Source organism: Chitinophaga sp. H8, from assembly GCF_040567655.1.
Lineage (GTDB): Bacteria > Bacteroidota > Bacteroidia > Chitinophagales > Chitinophagaceae > Chitinophaga > Chitinophaga defluvii.
Genome location: NZ_JBEXAC010000001.1, coordinates 1,419,742 through 1,434,448, shown reverse-complemented (window position 1 = coordinate 1,434,448; position 14,707 = coordinate 1,419,742). Strand labels below are relative to the sequence as shown.

Below are 14,707 nucleotides of genomic sequence, written 5' to 3'. Positions count from 1 at the left end.
AATATAAACAACGAATGGCAACCAAACATATTTTAATTGTTCCAGGTGATGGAATAGGACAGGAAGTAACAGCAATAGGTAAAAAAGTTTTAGATAAAATCGCTGCAAAGTTCGGACATACCTTTACTTATGATGAAGCACTGGTAGGTCATGCCGCTATTGAAGCTACCGGCAATCCTTTACCAGATGAATCGCTCGAAAAGATGCGGAAGTCTGATGCCGTATTATTTGGTGCGGTAGGGCATCCTAAATACGACAACGATCCTTCTGCCAAAGTAAGACCTGAACAGGGTTTGCTGAAAATGCGCAAGGAACTGGGCCTGTATGCCAACCTCCGCCCCATCAAGTTGTTTGATGAGCTGCTGGATGCTTCCAGTATCAAACCGGAAATATTAAAAGGGGCAGATATCCTGTTCTTCCGTGAACTGACCGGCGATATTTACTTTGGTGAAAAAGGCAGAAAGAACAATGGAGATACTGCTTTTGATGTGGCCGAATACAGCCGTTTTGAGGTAGAACGTATTGCCCGGAAAGCATTTGAGGCAGCCAGAACCAGAAGAAAGAAGTTATGCTCTGTAGATAAAGCCAACGTGATTGAAACCTCCCGTTTATGGAGAGAAGTAGTGCAGAAGATAGCACCCGAATATCCAGACGTAGAAGTAGAACACCAATTTGTGGATGCTACCGCTATGCTGCTGATCAAAGATCCCCGCCGTTTTGATGTGGTGGTAACCGCCAATCTGTTTGGTGATATCCTCACCGACGAGGCCTCTCAGATAGCAGGTTCTATGGGAATGCTGGCTTCTGCTTCTGTAGGAGATGGTACCGGTGTATATGAGCCTATTCACGGTTCTGCCCATGATATTACCGGCAAAGGGATCGCTAATCCATTAGCCTCTATCCTGTCGGCTGCCTTGTTATTGGACATCTCTTTTGGTATGACAGCAGAATCCGCTGCAGTAATCAATGCAGTAGACCAGGTGTTAAAAGCAGGTTTCCGTACAGGAGATATCGCCAATGCGCAAACGCCCAAAGATAAAATACTGGGTACCGAAGCTATCGGCGAAGAAGTCCTGAAATGCCTTTAATAATAAGATAAACATACTGGAGTACAGGTAACCGTAACACCGTTACCTGTACTTTTTATTTTAAGGATGACCTTACCTATTGGCGCAGACGCTCCACCACATTCACGATTTTCGTGCCTTCCTCATCAAGAAAGACTTTGGCAGGGGTCAGTCCTACATAGCGGCCCCCTTCATGTGGGCGAGCTTCAATCACCTGCAAACCTACCAGCTTACCGGACTTTACATAGCGGGCTTCCAGCTGGGTGGCACATTTGCCCTCTTCTCCTACCGGCAGGGACAAGATACCTTCAAAATCATTGGCGTCAAACAAACGGATCAGCTCCGGCTGGTGTTGCCGTTCAAAATACCGGGTATAATACTGCTGTGATTCACCTGTTTCAACATGCTTCAACATGATTAACAGCTTCCTTTTGAACAGTTTTAACTCCTCCATCAGGAAAGAATAAAGGTCTTTGTACTCTCCGGGGGCTACGGAACCGGATTGTATGATTTTCTGCTGCATAGAATGTGGTTATTTAAATAAATGTTCCTTCAAGTTATTTAATTGCTTGCAAAAAAAAGCCTACTTTTTCTTCCTGCAACACAGGTAAAGTAAAGGTACCGGGTACGGCAGGAATATATGGCTGTACATAAAACCGGTACTCACTCCCGTCATTCAGCTTCAATACATGCTTGCCAAACAGATTCTTTTTAAAGGAAACAATGTCGTTCCTGGAAAAGATCACCTTCTCCTCTACCGTAAAATGATCATTTTCCTGCCGGTCGGCTATATGTAACAGCGCAAACTGGTTCATCGATTCCGTATAGGCCAGGATGTAATTGGTGGTAATGCTTCTTTTGAAAATGATGTAATGTTTGGTCACAAAGTTGTACACATGGATAAACTGGTAATCTAAGGGGTTGGTAACGGACTTATCAAGCAGCTGATGCATGATTACCGTATATTTTTCGCTTTGGGCAACGGATGGTTTGAACATAGATAGCGGTATTTTTTAATAGCTATCGTAAACTTATTCCAAAAACCCAAAAGACATGGGGAGAATTAATAAGCGTAGCTGCTGGAGGAATATTAGCTGAGGAAAAACTTAAATACGCGGAATCTTTAAGCTATTAGCTGTTAGCCTTTAGCTTTTAGCCATTATGTTGTATTTTTAGTTTCCAGGAGGCAAAAGCGTTCTAAAGAGAGCCGTTAGCTCAGGGTAATTGTATGGATAAGCCTACCTTAAAGTACGATTAAAGCATGGTTGAGCTATAGTAAAAGCGTTCTAAAGGTATGGATACTCCCAGGCAAAGGGCAGGATAAGGGCTGAAAAGGGCACTGTCCACATTATGTTAAACAGGACATCCTGTGAGGCAAAATTACTACACAGGAACCTGGTCATGATAAAGCTAATTATCTTAAACTCATACGCTGCATTCAGCTAACAGCTAACTACTAAAGGCTAACAGCTAAAAATCCCCCCCATGAGAAAACTCGTAGTATTTATGCATACTTCCCTCGACGGCTTTACAGCCGGACCAGGTGGAGAAATGGACTGGATCCATGTAGATGATGGTATTTTTGAATATGCCCGGGAACGGACGGAAGCAGCAGATACCGCCTTATATGGCCGGGTTACTTACCAGATGATGGACGGTTATTGGCCCACTGCCGGTGACCAGCCTAATGCCTCCAAACACGATATTGAACATTCCAGCTGGTACAACCAGGTGGAAAAGGTAGTGCTGTCCAGAACCATGGCGGGGCAACAGAAAAGTAAAACCACCATCATCAGCGATGATCTTGCCACAAAAATCAATGCCTTAAAGCAACAGCCGGGTAAAGATATCCTGGTCTTTGGCAGCCCGTCTGCCGTACATGCGCTGATGCGGGAAAATTTAGTGGATGAGCTGTGGCTGTTCGTAAATCCTATTCTCCTGGGCCAGGGGATACCGATGTTTAAAGACGGGAAAGACCGGGTAAAACTACAGCTCACCAAAAGTCATGCTTTCCCTTCCGGGGTGATATGCCTGCACTACGAAAAAGCATAGTCATCTTATCAAGATCAGCCACTACCCTGACGCATAAACTACTTTTAAAATATTATACTTAATCACTACATAAATGTTGAAACCTCAATTTTAGATATCTTTGCGGCTTAATTTCATCAGACATGAGAAGAACGCTTTTGATATCGAAGTACTGTATTTACGCTATGCTGGGCATCGCTTTAATGACATCGTGTGCCGCCTCTAAAAAGAGCACCAGCCATCAAACGTATATGAACAAACAGTACCAGGAACTGAAAGATGTATTGAATGAAGCGGAAGTGAGCATCATTAAGGACAGTGTAAAAGTTATTTTCCCCAACAATGTACTTTTTGCCTCTTCCTCCGACCAGCTGAACGAACGGGTAAAGCCTATGTTCACGCAGTTTGCAGATGTACTCAACAGGTACAATAAAACCAAGATCCTGATCACCGGCCATACAGATAATACCGGCGCTGCCGACTATAACCGGCAACTGTCTGAAAAACGTGCGATGAGTGCCAAACAATTGCTGAACGAGAATAAAGTGAGCAACGACCGGATGTTTACCTGGGGACTGGCAGATCGTAATCCGCTGGGACCTAACAATACCGAAGCTGGTAAAGCCAAAAACAGAAGAGTGGAGTTCGTGATCTTATACGACATGAAAAACTAACCTGCTCACGTTTTAGCATCATGAAAAATGATGCCTAAACTATGGCGATGGCCACTGTGTAACGGGCTTACGCCATGTTTCATACTTACCCGGTAATACCCCCTGCTACCCTTCACCGGCCGGAAATTGGTGGTAAACAGGAGCAGGTCGCCCATACCGGGTTTCAACACATTGGCTTTGGATTGTGCCCGCGGGATTTGTTCCGTAATTACAAACTCACCACCGGTATAGTCCACGCCTTCCTGATCCAGCATAAAAACCATTTGCATAGGAAAAAACACCTCTCCGTACAGATCCTGATGTAAGGTATTAAAACCGCCTTTCCCATATTTCAGGATCAGCACGGTGGGGTGTACCTGCTGGTTGCTCCGGCACTGTTCCAGCATCGCTGCATGGCTAGCAGGAAATTGCTGATCAATGTTTAACTCCTTCATCCAGGCATTAGCCACCGGCGCGATCTGTTCGTATATCGTTTCCCGTATATCCGTGATCAGTTGTGGCAGCGGATACCGGAAATACTTATACTCTCCCAACCCAAACCGGTAACGCTCCATCGTGATGGTTTTACGATAAGTATTATCTGCCTTATAAGCTGCTATCAATGCCTCGCAGGTAGCCTTATCCAGTACGTTCTTTACCGTTACAAAGCCGTTGTCATGCAATACAGTCCTGGCTGCTTCCCAGTCAATGCTGGCAAGCTGTGCTTTTATATCTCTCATCTTTTGTGGATTAAATGTTTAATGGTGAGTTTGTACACGGGAAGCCTCCCAGCCAATGATGGCATTTTTGCGGGTGCTGCCCCAATGGTATTCCCCGATTTCGCCGGTGGCTTTAATCACCCGGTGACAAGGGATCAGCAGGGCTACCGGATTATTGCCCACTGCGGTACCTACCGCCCTGGATGCTCCGGTATTGCCTGATCTTTCTGCCAGACGGGAATAGGTGGTTAAGCCGCCTACCGGCACTTGCAACAGGGTTTCCCATACCTTGATCTGGAAAGCAGTGCCTTTCAGGTGTAGTTTAATAGTAGCCAGCTTACTCCAGTCCTGCCCAAAAATGAACAGGGCATTTTGCTGGATACTATCGACTACCTGTGTATACTTCGCATTTGGAAAAAGGGATACCAGCTGTGTAAAGGCGGCTTCTCTTCCTTCATCTGCAAAAGCCATATGACAAATACCTTTTCTGGTAGAAGCTACGATGATATTACCAAAAGGGCTCTCTGCAAAACTGTAATTGATGTCCAGTAATTCTCCGCCGTTTTTATACTCACCCGGTGTCATACCTTCTACCTTAATAAACAGGTCATGCAGCCGGCTTGTACCGGACAATCCTGTTTCATAAGCGGTATCAAAAAGTGTGGCACCTGTATTTTTCAGGATCTCCTTGGCATGTTCTACACTCAGATATTGCAGGAACTGTTTAGGTGTTACGCCTGCCCAATCCCGGAACATCCGCTGAAAATGAAAAGGACTTAAATGCACATGTGCGGCGGCCTCTTCCAGGCTGGGCTGGTCTTTAAAATGCTGCTTAAAAAACTCAATCGACGCAGCGATTCTCTTGTAATCTATTTCTTGTTGCGTTTCCATGATAATGATGTTTTATAAAGCAAAATTACGGCGCTGCCTATGGGAGAAAAACCCGTTCCTTGCGCTATTGAGTATTACCCCACAATAGTCCTGAAGGTAATATTAATTCTTCCTGTAGTCACTTTGGTAGTTTTAGGAATACTATGGTACCAGTGATGCTGGGTAGTTCCTTTCATCAACAACAGGCTGCCCGGGGTGAGCAGGATTTTTTCCCGCAGGTTTTTATCCTTTGCATGTTTTAAGAGAAAGTTCCGCTCCACACCTAAACTCAGGGAAGCTATCACCGGATTTGCTCCTAACTCTTTTTCATTGTCTTGGTGCCAGCCCATACTATCATTGCCATCCCGGTAAAAGTTCAGCAAAGCACTGTTAAAAGTATGCCCGGTCACAGCCGTTACCCTTGCTTTGATCTCCAGCAAAGCCGGTGTCCATTCCTGCGGATGCATGGTAATGCCGGTATAGCTATAGGATTTCCCACGATCACCATACCATGCGGTGAGCCTGGGTTGCATAATTTCACGGCCCATGATCCACACCGGCTCCTGTTTCCACGCTATAGAAGTGACCAACGTTTCAAATAAGATGTCCTGCTCTCCGGCAGAGAAAAATGCCGGATAAAAATACACTTCCCCATCTGCGGGCAATAAATTAACGGGTTCTTGCATGTTACTGATTTTAAATGTTCCACATCCCTCCTCCATCCACGGCAGGCCCGCCTTCCACAATTTATGCTGCCTGGGCAGGCAATGCCCGCAAGGACGGTAACCTGCCCGTACAGCTTCCTGCTCATCACTGAAAAAAATACGGTGTGCTACTTTCATCTGCCTGCCGGAAGCACAGGAAAGCAAGCCATAAATACCTGCCTTTTTATAGCCTCCTAATGTAATGACTCCGCTTCTGATCAGCGGAAACAAAGCCTTACGCCGCTCCTCACTGGTATTACCTAATGTAATGTGATGAATCATAACCATACTACCTCCACATACAAAGGTAAGATACCCTGGGTGTTAGGATGACCCGGTTCTTGCGATGTCTTCCTGCTCCTGCTCCTTTTCCCTGATAACATTTTTTCCTGAATAATAGACGCTTCATTAAAAATTTTCCGGATTGCGTAAATGAAATTCCCGTTTATATCACCCCGTTAAATTGAACCTGTCTAATTTTGCAACGCTTAAAGGGTATGATCAACCAGTGAAAATCCCGCCTAAGTGAACAATTGATACTATAAAAGACAGCTACGGCTATACCTGGTGAATAGGAAACGATCCCTTTCACTTTCATGCGAAACTAACAACGATGCAACTCAGGAAAATCTGGCAAACGATATTTTTTGTGCTTTTGTCAACAGCACTTTACGCCCAAACATCCAATCCAGCAGTACTTTCCGGTACCGTTCGGGCTACGGCCACCGGCAATCCCATCCCCGGTGCTACTATCCGGATCAGTAACACTTCAGCAGGTGCTGTTTCTGATAATAATGGGCATTATACCATCAAACAATTACCTGCGGGGAAACATACCGTGGAAGTATCTTCTATCGGCTTTCAATCTTTTAGTCAGCAGATAAGTTTGCAGGCCGGACAATCCCTCACCGTCAACTTCCAACTGGAAGAGCCAGTGGCTGGATTGCAGGAAGTACAGGTGTATGGTAAAACTACTGCCCAGATATTGAAAGAACAGGCTTTTACTGTAAATGCGATCGATACCCGCCAATATGCCAATACCACAGCCGATCTTAACCAGATCCTCAACAGAAGTACCGGGGTACGCATACGGGAACAAGGTGGCGTAGGTTCCGATTTCAACTTTTCTATCAACGGCCTTTCCGGTAAGTCTGTAAAATACTTTATTGACGGCATTCCCCTGGATGTAATGGGTAGTGCCATGAGTCTTAACAACATCCCGGTAAACCTGGCCAAACGGGTGGAAGTATTTAAGGGTGTAGTACCGGTCGACTTCGGCTCTGATGCGCTGGGTGGTATTGTGAATGTGGTAACCAATCAAAACATCGGAAAATACCTGGATGCCAGCTATAGCTACGGTTCCTTTAATACCCACCGGGCGGCCTTGTCAGGACAATTACGGGGCGACTCCGCAGGTTCTCTCATCGTTAAAGCCAGCGCTTTCTATAACTACTCTGATAATAACTACCTGATGCGTGGGGTGGAAGTATGGGATGAGAAACAATACGACTATGTGAAAAAAGACCTCAGGAGATTCCATGATCAGTATAAATCAATGATGGGCCAGGTAGAAGCCGGTGTGGTAAATAAAAAATGGGCAGATGTGCTTTTTGCGAGCGTTTCGTATAGTGGTTATATGCAAGACCTGCAAACCGGTATCGATCAGCAAATGGTATATGGTGCCGTGACCAGAAAGGGCGATGCTGCCAGCGCGGCTGTACGCTACCGTAAAAACAACCTCTTTACCAATGGCCTACATGCCAACTTCTTTGCTTCCTACTCGGCAGACAAGATAGATGTAACAGATACTACTTTCCGTCAATTTGGCTGGGATGGATCTTCCAAACCTACCAGTAAACCGGAAATGAGCAATCAGCGGTCTATTAACCACATTATCCGCCCACGCACCTTTGCAAGGTTGAATCTGAGCTATGACCTGAACGATCATCATTCTTTTAACCTGAATTATACCTTCGACAACCTCCAAAACAAAACGTATAATGAGCTGATCCAGCCAAAAGACAACAATCCCAGCTTCCTGCGCAAACACGTAGCCGGACTGGCTTATCAGCAAACCTTTTTTAATAACCGCCTGGTAAATACCTTCTTTGGCAAATTCTATGGCATAGGTATCGAACAAAGCAGGGTATTACAGTTTGATACTGATGGCTCCATTATCTACGAAAGGAAAAAAGATTTCCTGGAATACTATGGATATGGTATTGCTTCCAGGTATAAAATACTGCCCGACCTGGGGGTTAAAGCCTCCTTTGAGCACTCTTACCGGTTACAGGAAGCAGAAGAAATGTTTGGCAATGGTTACCTCACCGTTCCCAACCTGGACCTCAAACCGGAAGGAAGTGATAATATCAACATCGGTATCTTCTACGGCAAACGTTTTGGCAAACACAGCCTCTTTACAGAAGCTTCCTGGTTTTACAGGAATGCCAACGACTTTATTTACTATGTGCCTGCGTCCAAACGTTATGAAAACAAAGCTTCTGTAAGAGTAGACGGACTGGAAGGTGAAATAAGATATCAATACGCCGATCTCCTGGGAGCTTCTGTAAATGCCAGCTACCAGAACTCTATCAATACCACCAAATTTTCCAGACCAGGCTCTACCTCTCCGGAAATCACCTATCTCAACAGGGTACCTAATCAGCCCTGGCTGTTCTGGAATGCCGACTTCAACATTGGCAAGAATGATCTGCTGGGTAAAGGCTCCCGCCTGCAGCTGAACTGGTATACCCAATATGTACACTGGTTCTACCTGTCCTGGAAAGCCTTTGGCAACATCAACAGCAACCCCGTTATTCCGGAGCAGCTGGTGCACAATGCCATCCTTACTTATTCTATGAAAGAGGGTAAGTACAACATTGGGGTAGAGTGCCGCAACCTGACCAACGAACTGGCTTACGACAACTTCCGCCTGCAGAAACCAGGCAGAAGCTTTTCCGTAAAGCTGAGATATTTCATCCAATAATATTCCCCCATCATTAAACACAAGCCGACTATGACTAAATTGAAACTGATATGGAGCGCAATGGGGCTGGTATTGCTGATGAGTGTGCTGACAGCCTGCGAAAAAAAACCGGTGTACCCAAAGGAAGAAGAAAATCCGGCAGATAAAAAATATGGGGCAATGATCATGTTAGGTGCATGGCCCAATACTGCCTATTATATACTGGAACTGGCCTCCCTCAAAGAAGGTAAGGCCGATCTGAACGGACATGGGGTAAATGTAACCACCATTGTACAGGACCAGGGCGTAATACAGCGGGGTGGTTATTATTATTATCATAACACACAATCCGGCAGGCTTGGAAAATATCATATTTCCAACGACCGGTTGATTACCGATAAAGAAGTGCCCTTCAGCCAGATAGCCAGCGTTTCCTCACACCTGTGGATCAACGATGAAACATTACTGCTGTTTGGTGTAAACGGCGACCAGAACCAACTGCAGTATGCAGAAGTAAAAGTAGATGGATTGCAGGTAAGTGGAGGGGTTATCCCTATTCCTCCCTCTCCGGATGAAACATATAAGAATCTGGGAATAGGATTTGCGGAGTTCCGGGACGGTAAAATATTCCTGGGATATGGCCACGGTGCAGAATGGCCAGGGACTCCCCTGCCCAAAGTGCTGGTAGCTGTCATAGATTACCCCTCTATGGAATTAAGCAAAACATTGGAAGATAGCAGGTCTAAATGGCCGGGAGGTCCTACCCGTTATACACCTACTTCATTCGTTGATGAAAAGAATGATATTTATTTTAATACCGCTCCCGACAACGGTTCTGATTACGATGCCGGCTCTGCCATTTACAGGATAAAAAGCGGTAGCGATGAGCTGGACCCCAATTACTACTTTGATTTTTCCAGTAAAGCTAATGGCCATACGATCCAGGCCATGTGGTATATTGGCAACGGAGAGGCCATTGTTCGCGCAAGAATTCCTTCAGACAGGAATAAGCCGGATTTTTATTACAAATGGGACAGCTACTTCGTCATCGTGAACGTAAACAAAGGAGAAGTAGTGAAAAAACTCGATCTTTCTACCGATATAGGAGAAGTGTTTGTACAGGCAGTAGTGGTAGAAAATGAAAAAGCCTATATCATGCTGAATGATGCAGACAAGAAAGGGTATATGTGGGAGTATGATCCTGCCAATGGCAAGCTTACCAAGGGGCTTGAATTTGCAGAAGGATATGACTACCTGCTGCGTATTGACAAGTGGAAATAGCCTGTTTTAAGCAGCCTATTAGTAAAGGATACAACAGACTGATTACAACATTCATCATTGGAAGAAGATCGTATAGGATATGAGTTTTAAGAAAATAAACGCCTGGTTGCATTTATGGCTCGGTTTGATATCGGGGATTATCGTATTTATTATGAGCATTACCGGTTGTATACTGGTATTTGAGCATGAGATCAAACCACTTATCTCACCATGGCTACATGCCAAAGCACCGGCAGGTACCCCTCAGCTGCCCCCCTCTGTTTTGTTTCAGAGCGCACAGGCAGCCCTTCCGGGACTGGAAGCCAATTCTGTTTGGTATGGCGGCGAAGGAAGAACAGCAAAAGTAAGCATCGAAAATTCAGATTCTGTGGTATACGTGAATCCTTATACGGCAGAAGTAACCGCTATCCGGGATCATGAAGACTTTTTCCATGTAATGCTGGACGGGCATGTGTGGTTATGGCTGCCACAGGAAATTGGCCATCATGTTACTGCATGGGGTACTTTCATCTTCTTCTTTTTGCTGATCAGTGGCATTATCCTCTGGTGGCCTAAAAAATGGAGCAAAGCCAACAAGGATAAGAGCTTCAAAATAAAATGGAATGCACGGTTTAAACGGCTGAATTACGATCTCCATAATGTACTGGGATTCTACTCCCTGATTGTAGCCGCTATTATCGCTTTCACCGCTTTGCTGATGTGCTTTGGCTGGTTATCCAACGGGGTATTCTGGGTAAGCTCGGGAGGCGAAAGCAGGCCTCCACGCGTACGCGCATTCTCAGATACTACAAAGATTAACGTAGTGGCTGGTTTAGACCAGGTAGATAAAGCCTGGCGAAAAGGTGTTACTGAACTCGGCAGTTATAATAAACACGAGATCATCGTAGCTGCGCCTCATGATCCTAAAGATGCTATCTATGTATGTGTGGACATGATCAATGGTACCTGGCGGGATATTTACCTGGATCAGCATACCCTGGAAATGTTACCTTCCTCCGGTGCAAAGATTACAGACCTGAAAATGGCCGACCTGATATCAAGAACCAACTATGGCCTGCACGTAGGGGCTATTGGCGGTATTACCACCAAGATCCTGTATTTCCTGGCCAGCCTTATCTGTGCCAGTTTACCGGTAACCGGATTCTTTGTGTGGTGGGGAAAAAGGAATAAGCAGCCGATCGCTGCCAAAAGAAAACCAGCTACTAGAACTGGCGCATCAATGGCGTAAGAATCTGGTATTAGCACTGCATTTTAATACTTCGTCAATACGCTCAGGCAGTTATTCCAACGGCATAACTACCGGCTATCATCCTTTCGTTTTATCACAACTTCAAATACACTCAGCGGGCTGGTTTTACCGGTCCGCTGTTTTGGGTTAAGGTGCTGTCTATCCATTTTGTAATCCGGTCTTTTTGTGCTGCCGTAAACTTTGCATAACCATGCATCAGCGTATAGGACTTCAGGGGCATCTTGCCTTTTATAATTTGTTCCCGGATGCTCTTTAGTTTGTTCCGCTGCCGCTTGGCCGTATAAGTACCATACGTATCAAAATTCAGGGTGGCTTTACCTTCTTTGACGTGCGCTGCCATCATCCATCCTACGGGCTGTACATAAGTATACCAGGGATATGCCGTGTTATTGCTATGGCAATCATAACAAGCACTTTTTAACATCACCTGCACATCAGCAGGCACAGCATATACGTGCGTGATATCCTCACTGCCTCCCTCCTGGCCGTTGTTTTTAGCCGGTGTAAAAAACTGTGCCAGCAGAAAAACAACCAGCAATAGCAATAGTCCGATTTTCAGTCCCCGCATATAGTATTTTTAACGATTACTCAAAACTGCCTTCACAAGCCAACCGCCATCATGATCTGATGAACGGGTTGGCTTGCGAAAACAATGCGCGTCCTATCTGATCACTCCTTCTACTGAACCGCAGGAAAGCATTTTGCTCCCGAAGTATGGATTCTTCACGTCTTTCACTTCGCTTAACCAGGATGCACCTTTATTATCGTTATACATAGGGCAATGGTCATGATATAGTACCTGTCCGCCGCCGAATCCTTTTACCAATGCTAGTACATCGGCACTCATCTCTGCAAAATGTTCCCGCTGGTGACCTATATCCCCCGCATTTTTTCCGATATGTTCGGCATGTTCCCGCAGGTCTTCTTCATTCTCTTTATACAGGGCACTTTGTTCAGGGGTCATTAAAGACAGGTCTACCTTTGACATGGCGGCTACCATCGCTTCACCGCTGGCAGCAGTGGCACTGGCATCATCAGCCGCCAATCCGTTTTTAATTTTCAGGTACTCATCCACCACCGTTTTAAAAGACGCAGCTACTTTTGCATCTACATGGGTAAACTGTGGTTGGATCGCTGCTACAGCAGGGTCATCGGATGCTGCTTCCTGTGTCATTGTATGACCAGCCATAGCAGTGCTATCCTGCGCATTCCCTTCCTGGGAAGTATTGCTGTTGCAGGCAGTAAAAGTAACAGTGGCTACCATCAGGGCGCCGGCGATAATTGTTTTCATTTGTGTTTTCAATCTCTAGGTGTTTAGTAAATGGTGAGTAGGTTTAAGTATGGCCACGCTTACTGAATCGTTTCTTTCACCTCTCCGCAGGTCATCATCTTATCTCCGAAATAAGGATTGCGAATTTCTTTGCTGACACTCAGCCAGTAACCACCTTTGTCATGCAACGCCATCGGACAGAATTCAACATACACTGCCCCGCTGCTGAGCCCTGATTTTTTAACCATTGCGATAAACTCATTGCTCAGCGTGGAATACGTTTCGCGTTGCACTTCTATATCTGTAGCGCTGATTATTTTGCCTGCAGCACTTACCAGTGTTTCCCCTCCTGCTATTTCCTTAGCCCCTGCTTCTATAGCGCTGCTGGCAATCTTTGCCTCCGCTACATCTCCATTCACCAGCGCAGTTGATAAATGCAGATAATGCTGGTATACCGCATTCAGCTTATCATCTTTTAATTGCACACTTGCTGCGGGGGCGCCATTGGTGGCCTCCATCTGTGCATGATCATGTGTTTGCTGGTTGGTGCTGTCATTAGCACCACTATTCGTATTGTTGTCGCCACATGCTGCGAGCAAAACAACTGCCAGTACCGGCACAGCTACTTGAAAGATTTTTTTCATCAGTGTTAGTTTTTATTAAAGAATTGTGTTCACAGATTAATGCTGCATACCCGCCATCGGATCGGCACCTTTTTTCAGAATGTATTCACTATACAGGAGATAGGCACCGGTAACCACTACTTTATCACCCTCTTCCAACCCTTCGGTAATCTCTACTGCATCAAAATTTTCCATACCTGTTTTTACCATACGGGGGGCAAATTTTCCGCCTGCCTGGGCGATCCACACATGTGTACCTTTCCCATCCCGGATCACCGCATCTACCGGCAGGCTCAATACATCACCACTGCTCTTTACCGGCAGTGATATCACGGCCTGCATACCTGGCTGCCAGCGATTGTCGGGATTGGCAATTGTACCTCTTAGCTGCATCAGCTGACTGCCACTCTGCAATACTGGATTAATAAACTGTACCGTCATTTGCTGAGGCTCATTTTCATAGCCGGCCACCATTACCTTTACGGATTGCCCCACCTTCACCGCAGCAGCTTCTGCAGGATATACATCGGCCTCTACCCACAGCTGATGATACCCCTCCAAACGCATGACCGCCCCCCCTTCAGATACATATTGCCCTTCTGATACAGACAGCTCCGACACGATGCCGCTTACCGTAGCGGGGTAGGTAACATAGGGATTCACTTTCTGTGATTGCAGCAACGCGTTGATCTGTGCGTCAGACTGATCATATAATACCAGTTTCTGACGTGCGGCCACTGCTATCTGCCGGAAACGGGCATCTTCCGGGAATTGTTTTACCTGTGCTGCTGCCAGCAGGTATTCCTGTTGCAACGTGGCCAGCTGCTCCGAATAAATCTTGTACAAAGGCTGGCCTTTCGTCACCTTCACCCCTGTTTCTTTAATGTACAGCACCTCTACCCTGCCCGGCACCCTGCTGGAAATAACGGCTGTTTTTTCCGGGTCGGTTACCAGTCGGCCGTTCAGCTGCTTGAAGTTGGACAACGCACCGGTACCTACTGTGATAGTAGTGATATTAGCCAGCGCTATCTGGCTTTCTCCCAGCGTCAGTGCGGCATCTTTATTGTTTTTATCAAATGGTACCAGGTCCATGGCACAGATCGGGCAGGTGCCCGGATGATTCTGTACTATCTGCGGATGCATCGGACAGGTATAAGTTTGTTCCTTCGCTGCCTCCCCCCCTTTTTTAGCTGTTTCTTTACACGCTGCCAGGAACAAGCCCGGTACCAGCGAAACCAGGGCTACTTTTTTGATGAATGCTTTTCTTTCCATATC

General features: G+C 45.8%; 15 protein-coding genes. 6 read left to right on the top strand and 9 right to left on the bottom strand.

The window, feature by feature from the left end:
- Nucleotides 1-14 precede the first annotated feature (14 nt).
- Complete coding sequence (leuB, locus tag ABR189_RS05540; RefSeq protein ID WP_354659458.1) at nt 15-1,088, top strand: 3-isopropylmalate dehydrogenase; 1,074 nt, start codon at nt 15-17, stop codon at nt 1,086-1,088.
- A 76-nt stretch (nt 1,089-1,164) separates the two neighbouring features.
- Here leuB and ABR189_RS05535 read toward each other — a convergent pair whose 3' ends face one another.
- On the bottom strand, nt 1,165-1,590 hold the full coding sequence (locus ABR189_RS05535) for a hypothetical protein (RefSeq protein ID WP_354659457.1): 426 nt from the start codon (nt 1,588-1,590) through the stop codon (nt 1,165-1,167).
- 34 nt (nt 1,591-1,624) lie between these two features.
- Nucleotides 1,625-2,065, bottom strand: coding sequence for a hypothetical protein (locus ABR189_RS05530; protein ID WP_354659456.1), 441 nt, complete (start codon nt 2,063-2,065; stop codon nt 1,625-1,627).
- Between the two features lie 487 nt (nt 2,066-2,552).
- On the opposite strand from ABR189_RS05530, the gene ABR189_RS05525 reads away from it, so the two are divergent.
- Both ABR189_RS05525 and ABR189_RS05520 read left to right on the top strand, forming a co-directional pair.
- Nucleotides 2,553-3,119, top strand: coding sequence for a dihydrofolate reductase family protein (locus tag ABR189_RS05525; protein WP_354659455.1), 567 nt, complete (start codon nt 2,553-2,555; stop codon nt 3,117-3,119).
- A 122-nt stretch (nt 3,120-3,241) separates the two neighbouring features.
- Nucleotides 3,242-3,772, top strand: a complete 531-nt coding sequence (locus tag ABR189_RS05520) for an OmpA family protein (RefSeq protein ID WP_354659454.1) — start codon at nt 3,242-3,244, stop codon at nt 3,770-3,772.
- Between the two features lie 5 nt (nt 3,773-3,777).
- On the opposite strand, the gene ABR189_RS05515 is transcribed toward ABR189_RS05520, so the two are convergent.
- The 3 genes from ABR189_RS05515 to ABR189_RS05505 all read right to left on the bottom strand — a co-directional run bounded on the left by ABR189_RS05515 (nt 3,778) and on the right by ABR189_RS05505 (nt 6,332).
- Nucleotides 3,778-4,491: a 2OG-Fe(II) oxygenase gene (locus ABR189_RS05515; RefSeq protein WP_354659453.1), complete on the bottom strand. Its 714-nt coding sequence runs from the start codon at nt 4,489-4,491 to the stop codon at nt 3,778-3,780.
- 18 nt (nt 4,492-4,509) lie between these two features.
- Nucleotides 4,510-5,361, bottom strand: a complete 852-nt coding sequence (locus ABR189_RS05510) for a methylated-DNA--[protein]-cysteine S-methyltransferase (RefSeq protein ID WP_354659452.1) — start codon at nt 5,359-5,361, stop codon at nt 4,510-4,512.
- Nucleotides 5,362-5,435: 74 nt separating this feature from the next.
- Nucleotides 5,436-6,332 carry an alpha-ketoglutarate-dependent dioxygenase AlkB family protein gene (locus ABR189_RS05505; RefSeq protein WP_354659451.1) on the bottom strand — a complete coding sequence of 299 codons (897 nt, stop codon included), beginning with the start codon at nt 6,330-6,332 and terminating at the stop codon, nt 5,436-5,438.
- A 325-nt stretch (nt 6,333-6,657) separates the two neighbouring features.
- On the opposite strand from ABR189_RS05505, the gene ABR189_RS05500 reads away from it, so the two are divergent.
- From ABR189_RS05500 to ABR189_RS05490, 3 genes are all read left to right on the top strand, one after another.
- Complete coding sequence (locus tag ABR189_RS05500; protein ID WP_354659450.1) at nt 6,658-9,030, top strand: TonB-dependent receptor; 2,373 nt, start codon at nt 6,658-6,660, stop codon at nt 9,028-9,030.
- A 30-nt stretch (nt 9,031-9,060) separates the two neighbouring features.
- Nucleotides 9,061-10,290 carry a DUF4374 domain-containing protein gene (locus ABR189_RS05495; RefSeq protein WP_354659449.1) on the top strand — a complete coding sequence of 410 codons (1,230 nt, stop codon included), beginning with the start codon at nt 9,061-9,063 and terminating at the stop codon, nt 10,288-10,290.
- Nucleotides 10,291-10,369: 79 nt separating this feature from the next.
- The gene (locus ABR189_RS05490; RefSeq protein ID WP_354659448.1) at nt 10,370-11,518 is read left to right on the top strand and encodes a PepSY-associated TM helix domain-containing protein; all 1,149 of its coding nucleotides are present in this window, start codon (nt 10,370-10,372) and stop codon (nt 11,516-11,518) included.
- Between the two features lie 112 nt (nt 11,519-11,630).
- Here ABR189_RS05490 and ABR189_RS05485 read toward each other — a convergent pair whose 3' ends face one another.
- The 4 genes from ABR189_RS05485 to ABR189_RS05470 all read right to left on the bottom strand — a co-directional run bounded on the left by ABR189_RS05485 (nt 11,631) and on the right by ABR189_RS05470 (nt 14,704).
- Nucleotides 11,631-12,107: a heme-binding domain-containing protein gene (locus ABR189_RS05485; RefSeq protein ID WP_354659447.1), complete on the bottom strand. Its 477-nt coding sequence runs from the start codon at nt 12,105-12,107 to the stop codon at nt 11,631-11,633.
- A gap of 93 nt (nt 12,108-12,200) precedes the next feature.
- A complete protein-coding gene (locus tag ABR189_RS05480) occupies nt 12,201-12,830 on the bottom strand; it encodes a DUF3347 domain-containing protein (protein WP_354659446.1) in 630 nt (209 codons plus the stop codon).
- A gap of 59 nt (nt 12,831-12,889) precedes the next feature.
- The gene (locus ABR189_RS05475; RefSeq protein WP_354659445.1) at nt 12,890-13,453 is read right to left on the bottom strand and encodes a DUF3347 domain-containing protein; all 564 of its coding nucleotides are present in this window, start codon (nt 13,451-13,453) and stop codon (nt 12,890-12,892) included.
- 36 nt (nt 13,454-13,489) lie between these two features.
- Nucleotides 13,490-14,704 carry an efflux RND transporter periplasmic adaptor subunit gene (locus ABR189_RS05470; protein ID WP_354659444.1) on the bottom strand — a complete coding sequence of 405 codons (1,215 nt, stop codon included), beginning with the start codon at nt 14,702-14,704 and terminating at the stop codon, nt 13,490-13,492.
- Between the last annotated feature and the right edge of the window lie 3 nt (nt 14,705-14,707).

Coding starts and splice junctions, on each gene's coding strand:
- ABR189_RS05505 (WP_354659451.1), bottom strand. CDS start 6,332: ATGGTTATGATTCATCACATTACATTAGGTAATACCAGTGAGGAGCGG.
- ABR189_RS05515 (WP_354659453.1), bottom strand. CDS start 4,491: ATGAGAGATATAAAAGCACAGCTTGCCAGCATTGACTGGGAAGCAGCC.
- ABR189_RS05510 (WP_354659452.1), bottom strand. CDS start 5,361: ATGGAAACGCAACAAGAAATAGATTACAAGAGAATCGCTGCGTCGATT.
- ABR189_RS05500 (WP_354659450.1), top strand. CDS start 6,658: ATGCAACTCAGGAAAATCTGGCAAACGATATTTTTTGTGCTTTTGTCA.
- ABR189_RS05470 (WP_354659444.1), bottom strand. CDS start 14,704: ATGGAAAGAAAAGCATTCATCAAAAAAGTAGCCCTGGTTTCGCTGGTA.
- ABR189_RS05485 (WP_354659447.1), bottom strand. CDS start 12,107: ATGCGGGGACTGAAAATCGGACTATTGCTATTGCTGGTTGTTTTTCTG.
- ABR189_RS05480 (WP_354659446.1), bottom strand. CDS start 12,830: ATGAAAACAATTATCGCCGGCGCCCTGATGGTAGCCACTGTTACTTTT.
- ABR189_RS05475 (WP_354659445.1), bottom strand. CDS start 13,453: ATGAAAAAAATCTTTCAAGTAGCTGTGCCGGTACTGGCAGTTGTTTTG.
- leuB (WP_354659458.1), top strand. CDS start 15: ATGGCAACCAAACATATTTTAATTGTTCCAGGTGATGGAATAGGACAG.
- ABR189_RS05530 (WP_354659456.1), bottom strand. CDS start 2,065: ATGTTCAAACCATCCGTTGCCCAAAGCGAAAAATATACGGTAATCATG.
- ABR189_RS05535 (WP_354659457.1), bottom strand. CDS start 1,590: ATGCAGCAGAAAATCATACAATCCGGTTCCGTAGCCCCCGGAGAGTAC.
- ABR189_RS05495 (WP_354659449.1), top strand. CDS start 9,061: ATGACTAAATTGAAACTGATATGGAGCGCAATGGGGCTGGTATTGCTG.
- ABR189_RS05520 (WP_354659454.1), top strand. CDS start 3,242: ATGAGAAGAACGCTTTTGATATCGAAGTACTGTATTTACGCTATGCTG.
- ABR189_RS05525 (WP_354659455.1), top strand. CDS start 2,553: ATGAGAAAACTCGTAGTATTTATGCATACTTCCCTCGACGGCTTTACA.
- ABR189_RS05490 (WP_354659448.1), top strand. CDS start 10,370: ATGAGTTTTAAGAAAATAAACGCCTGGTTGCATTTATGGCTCGGTTTG.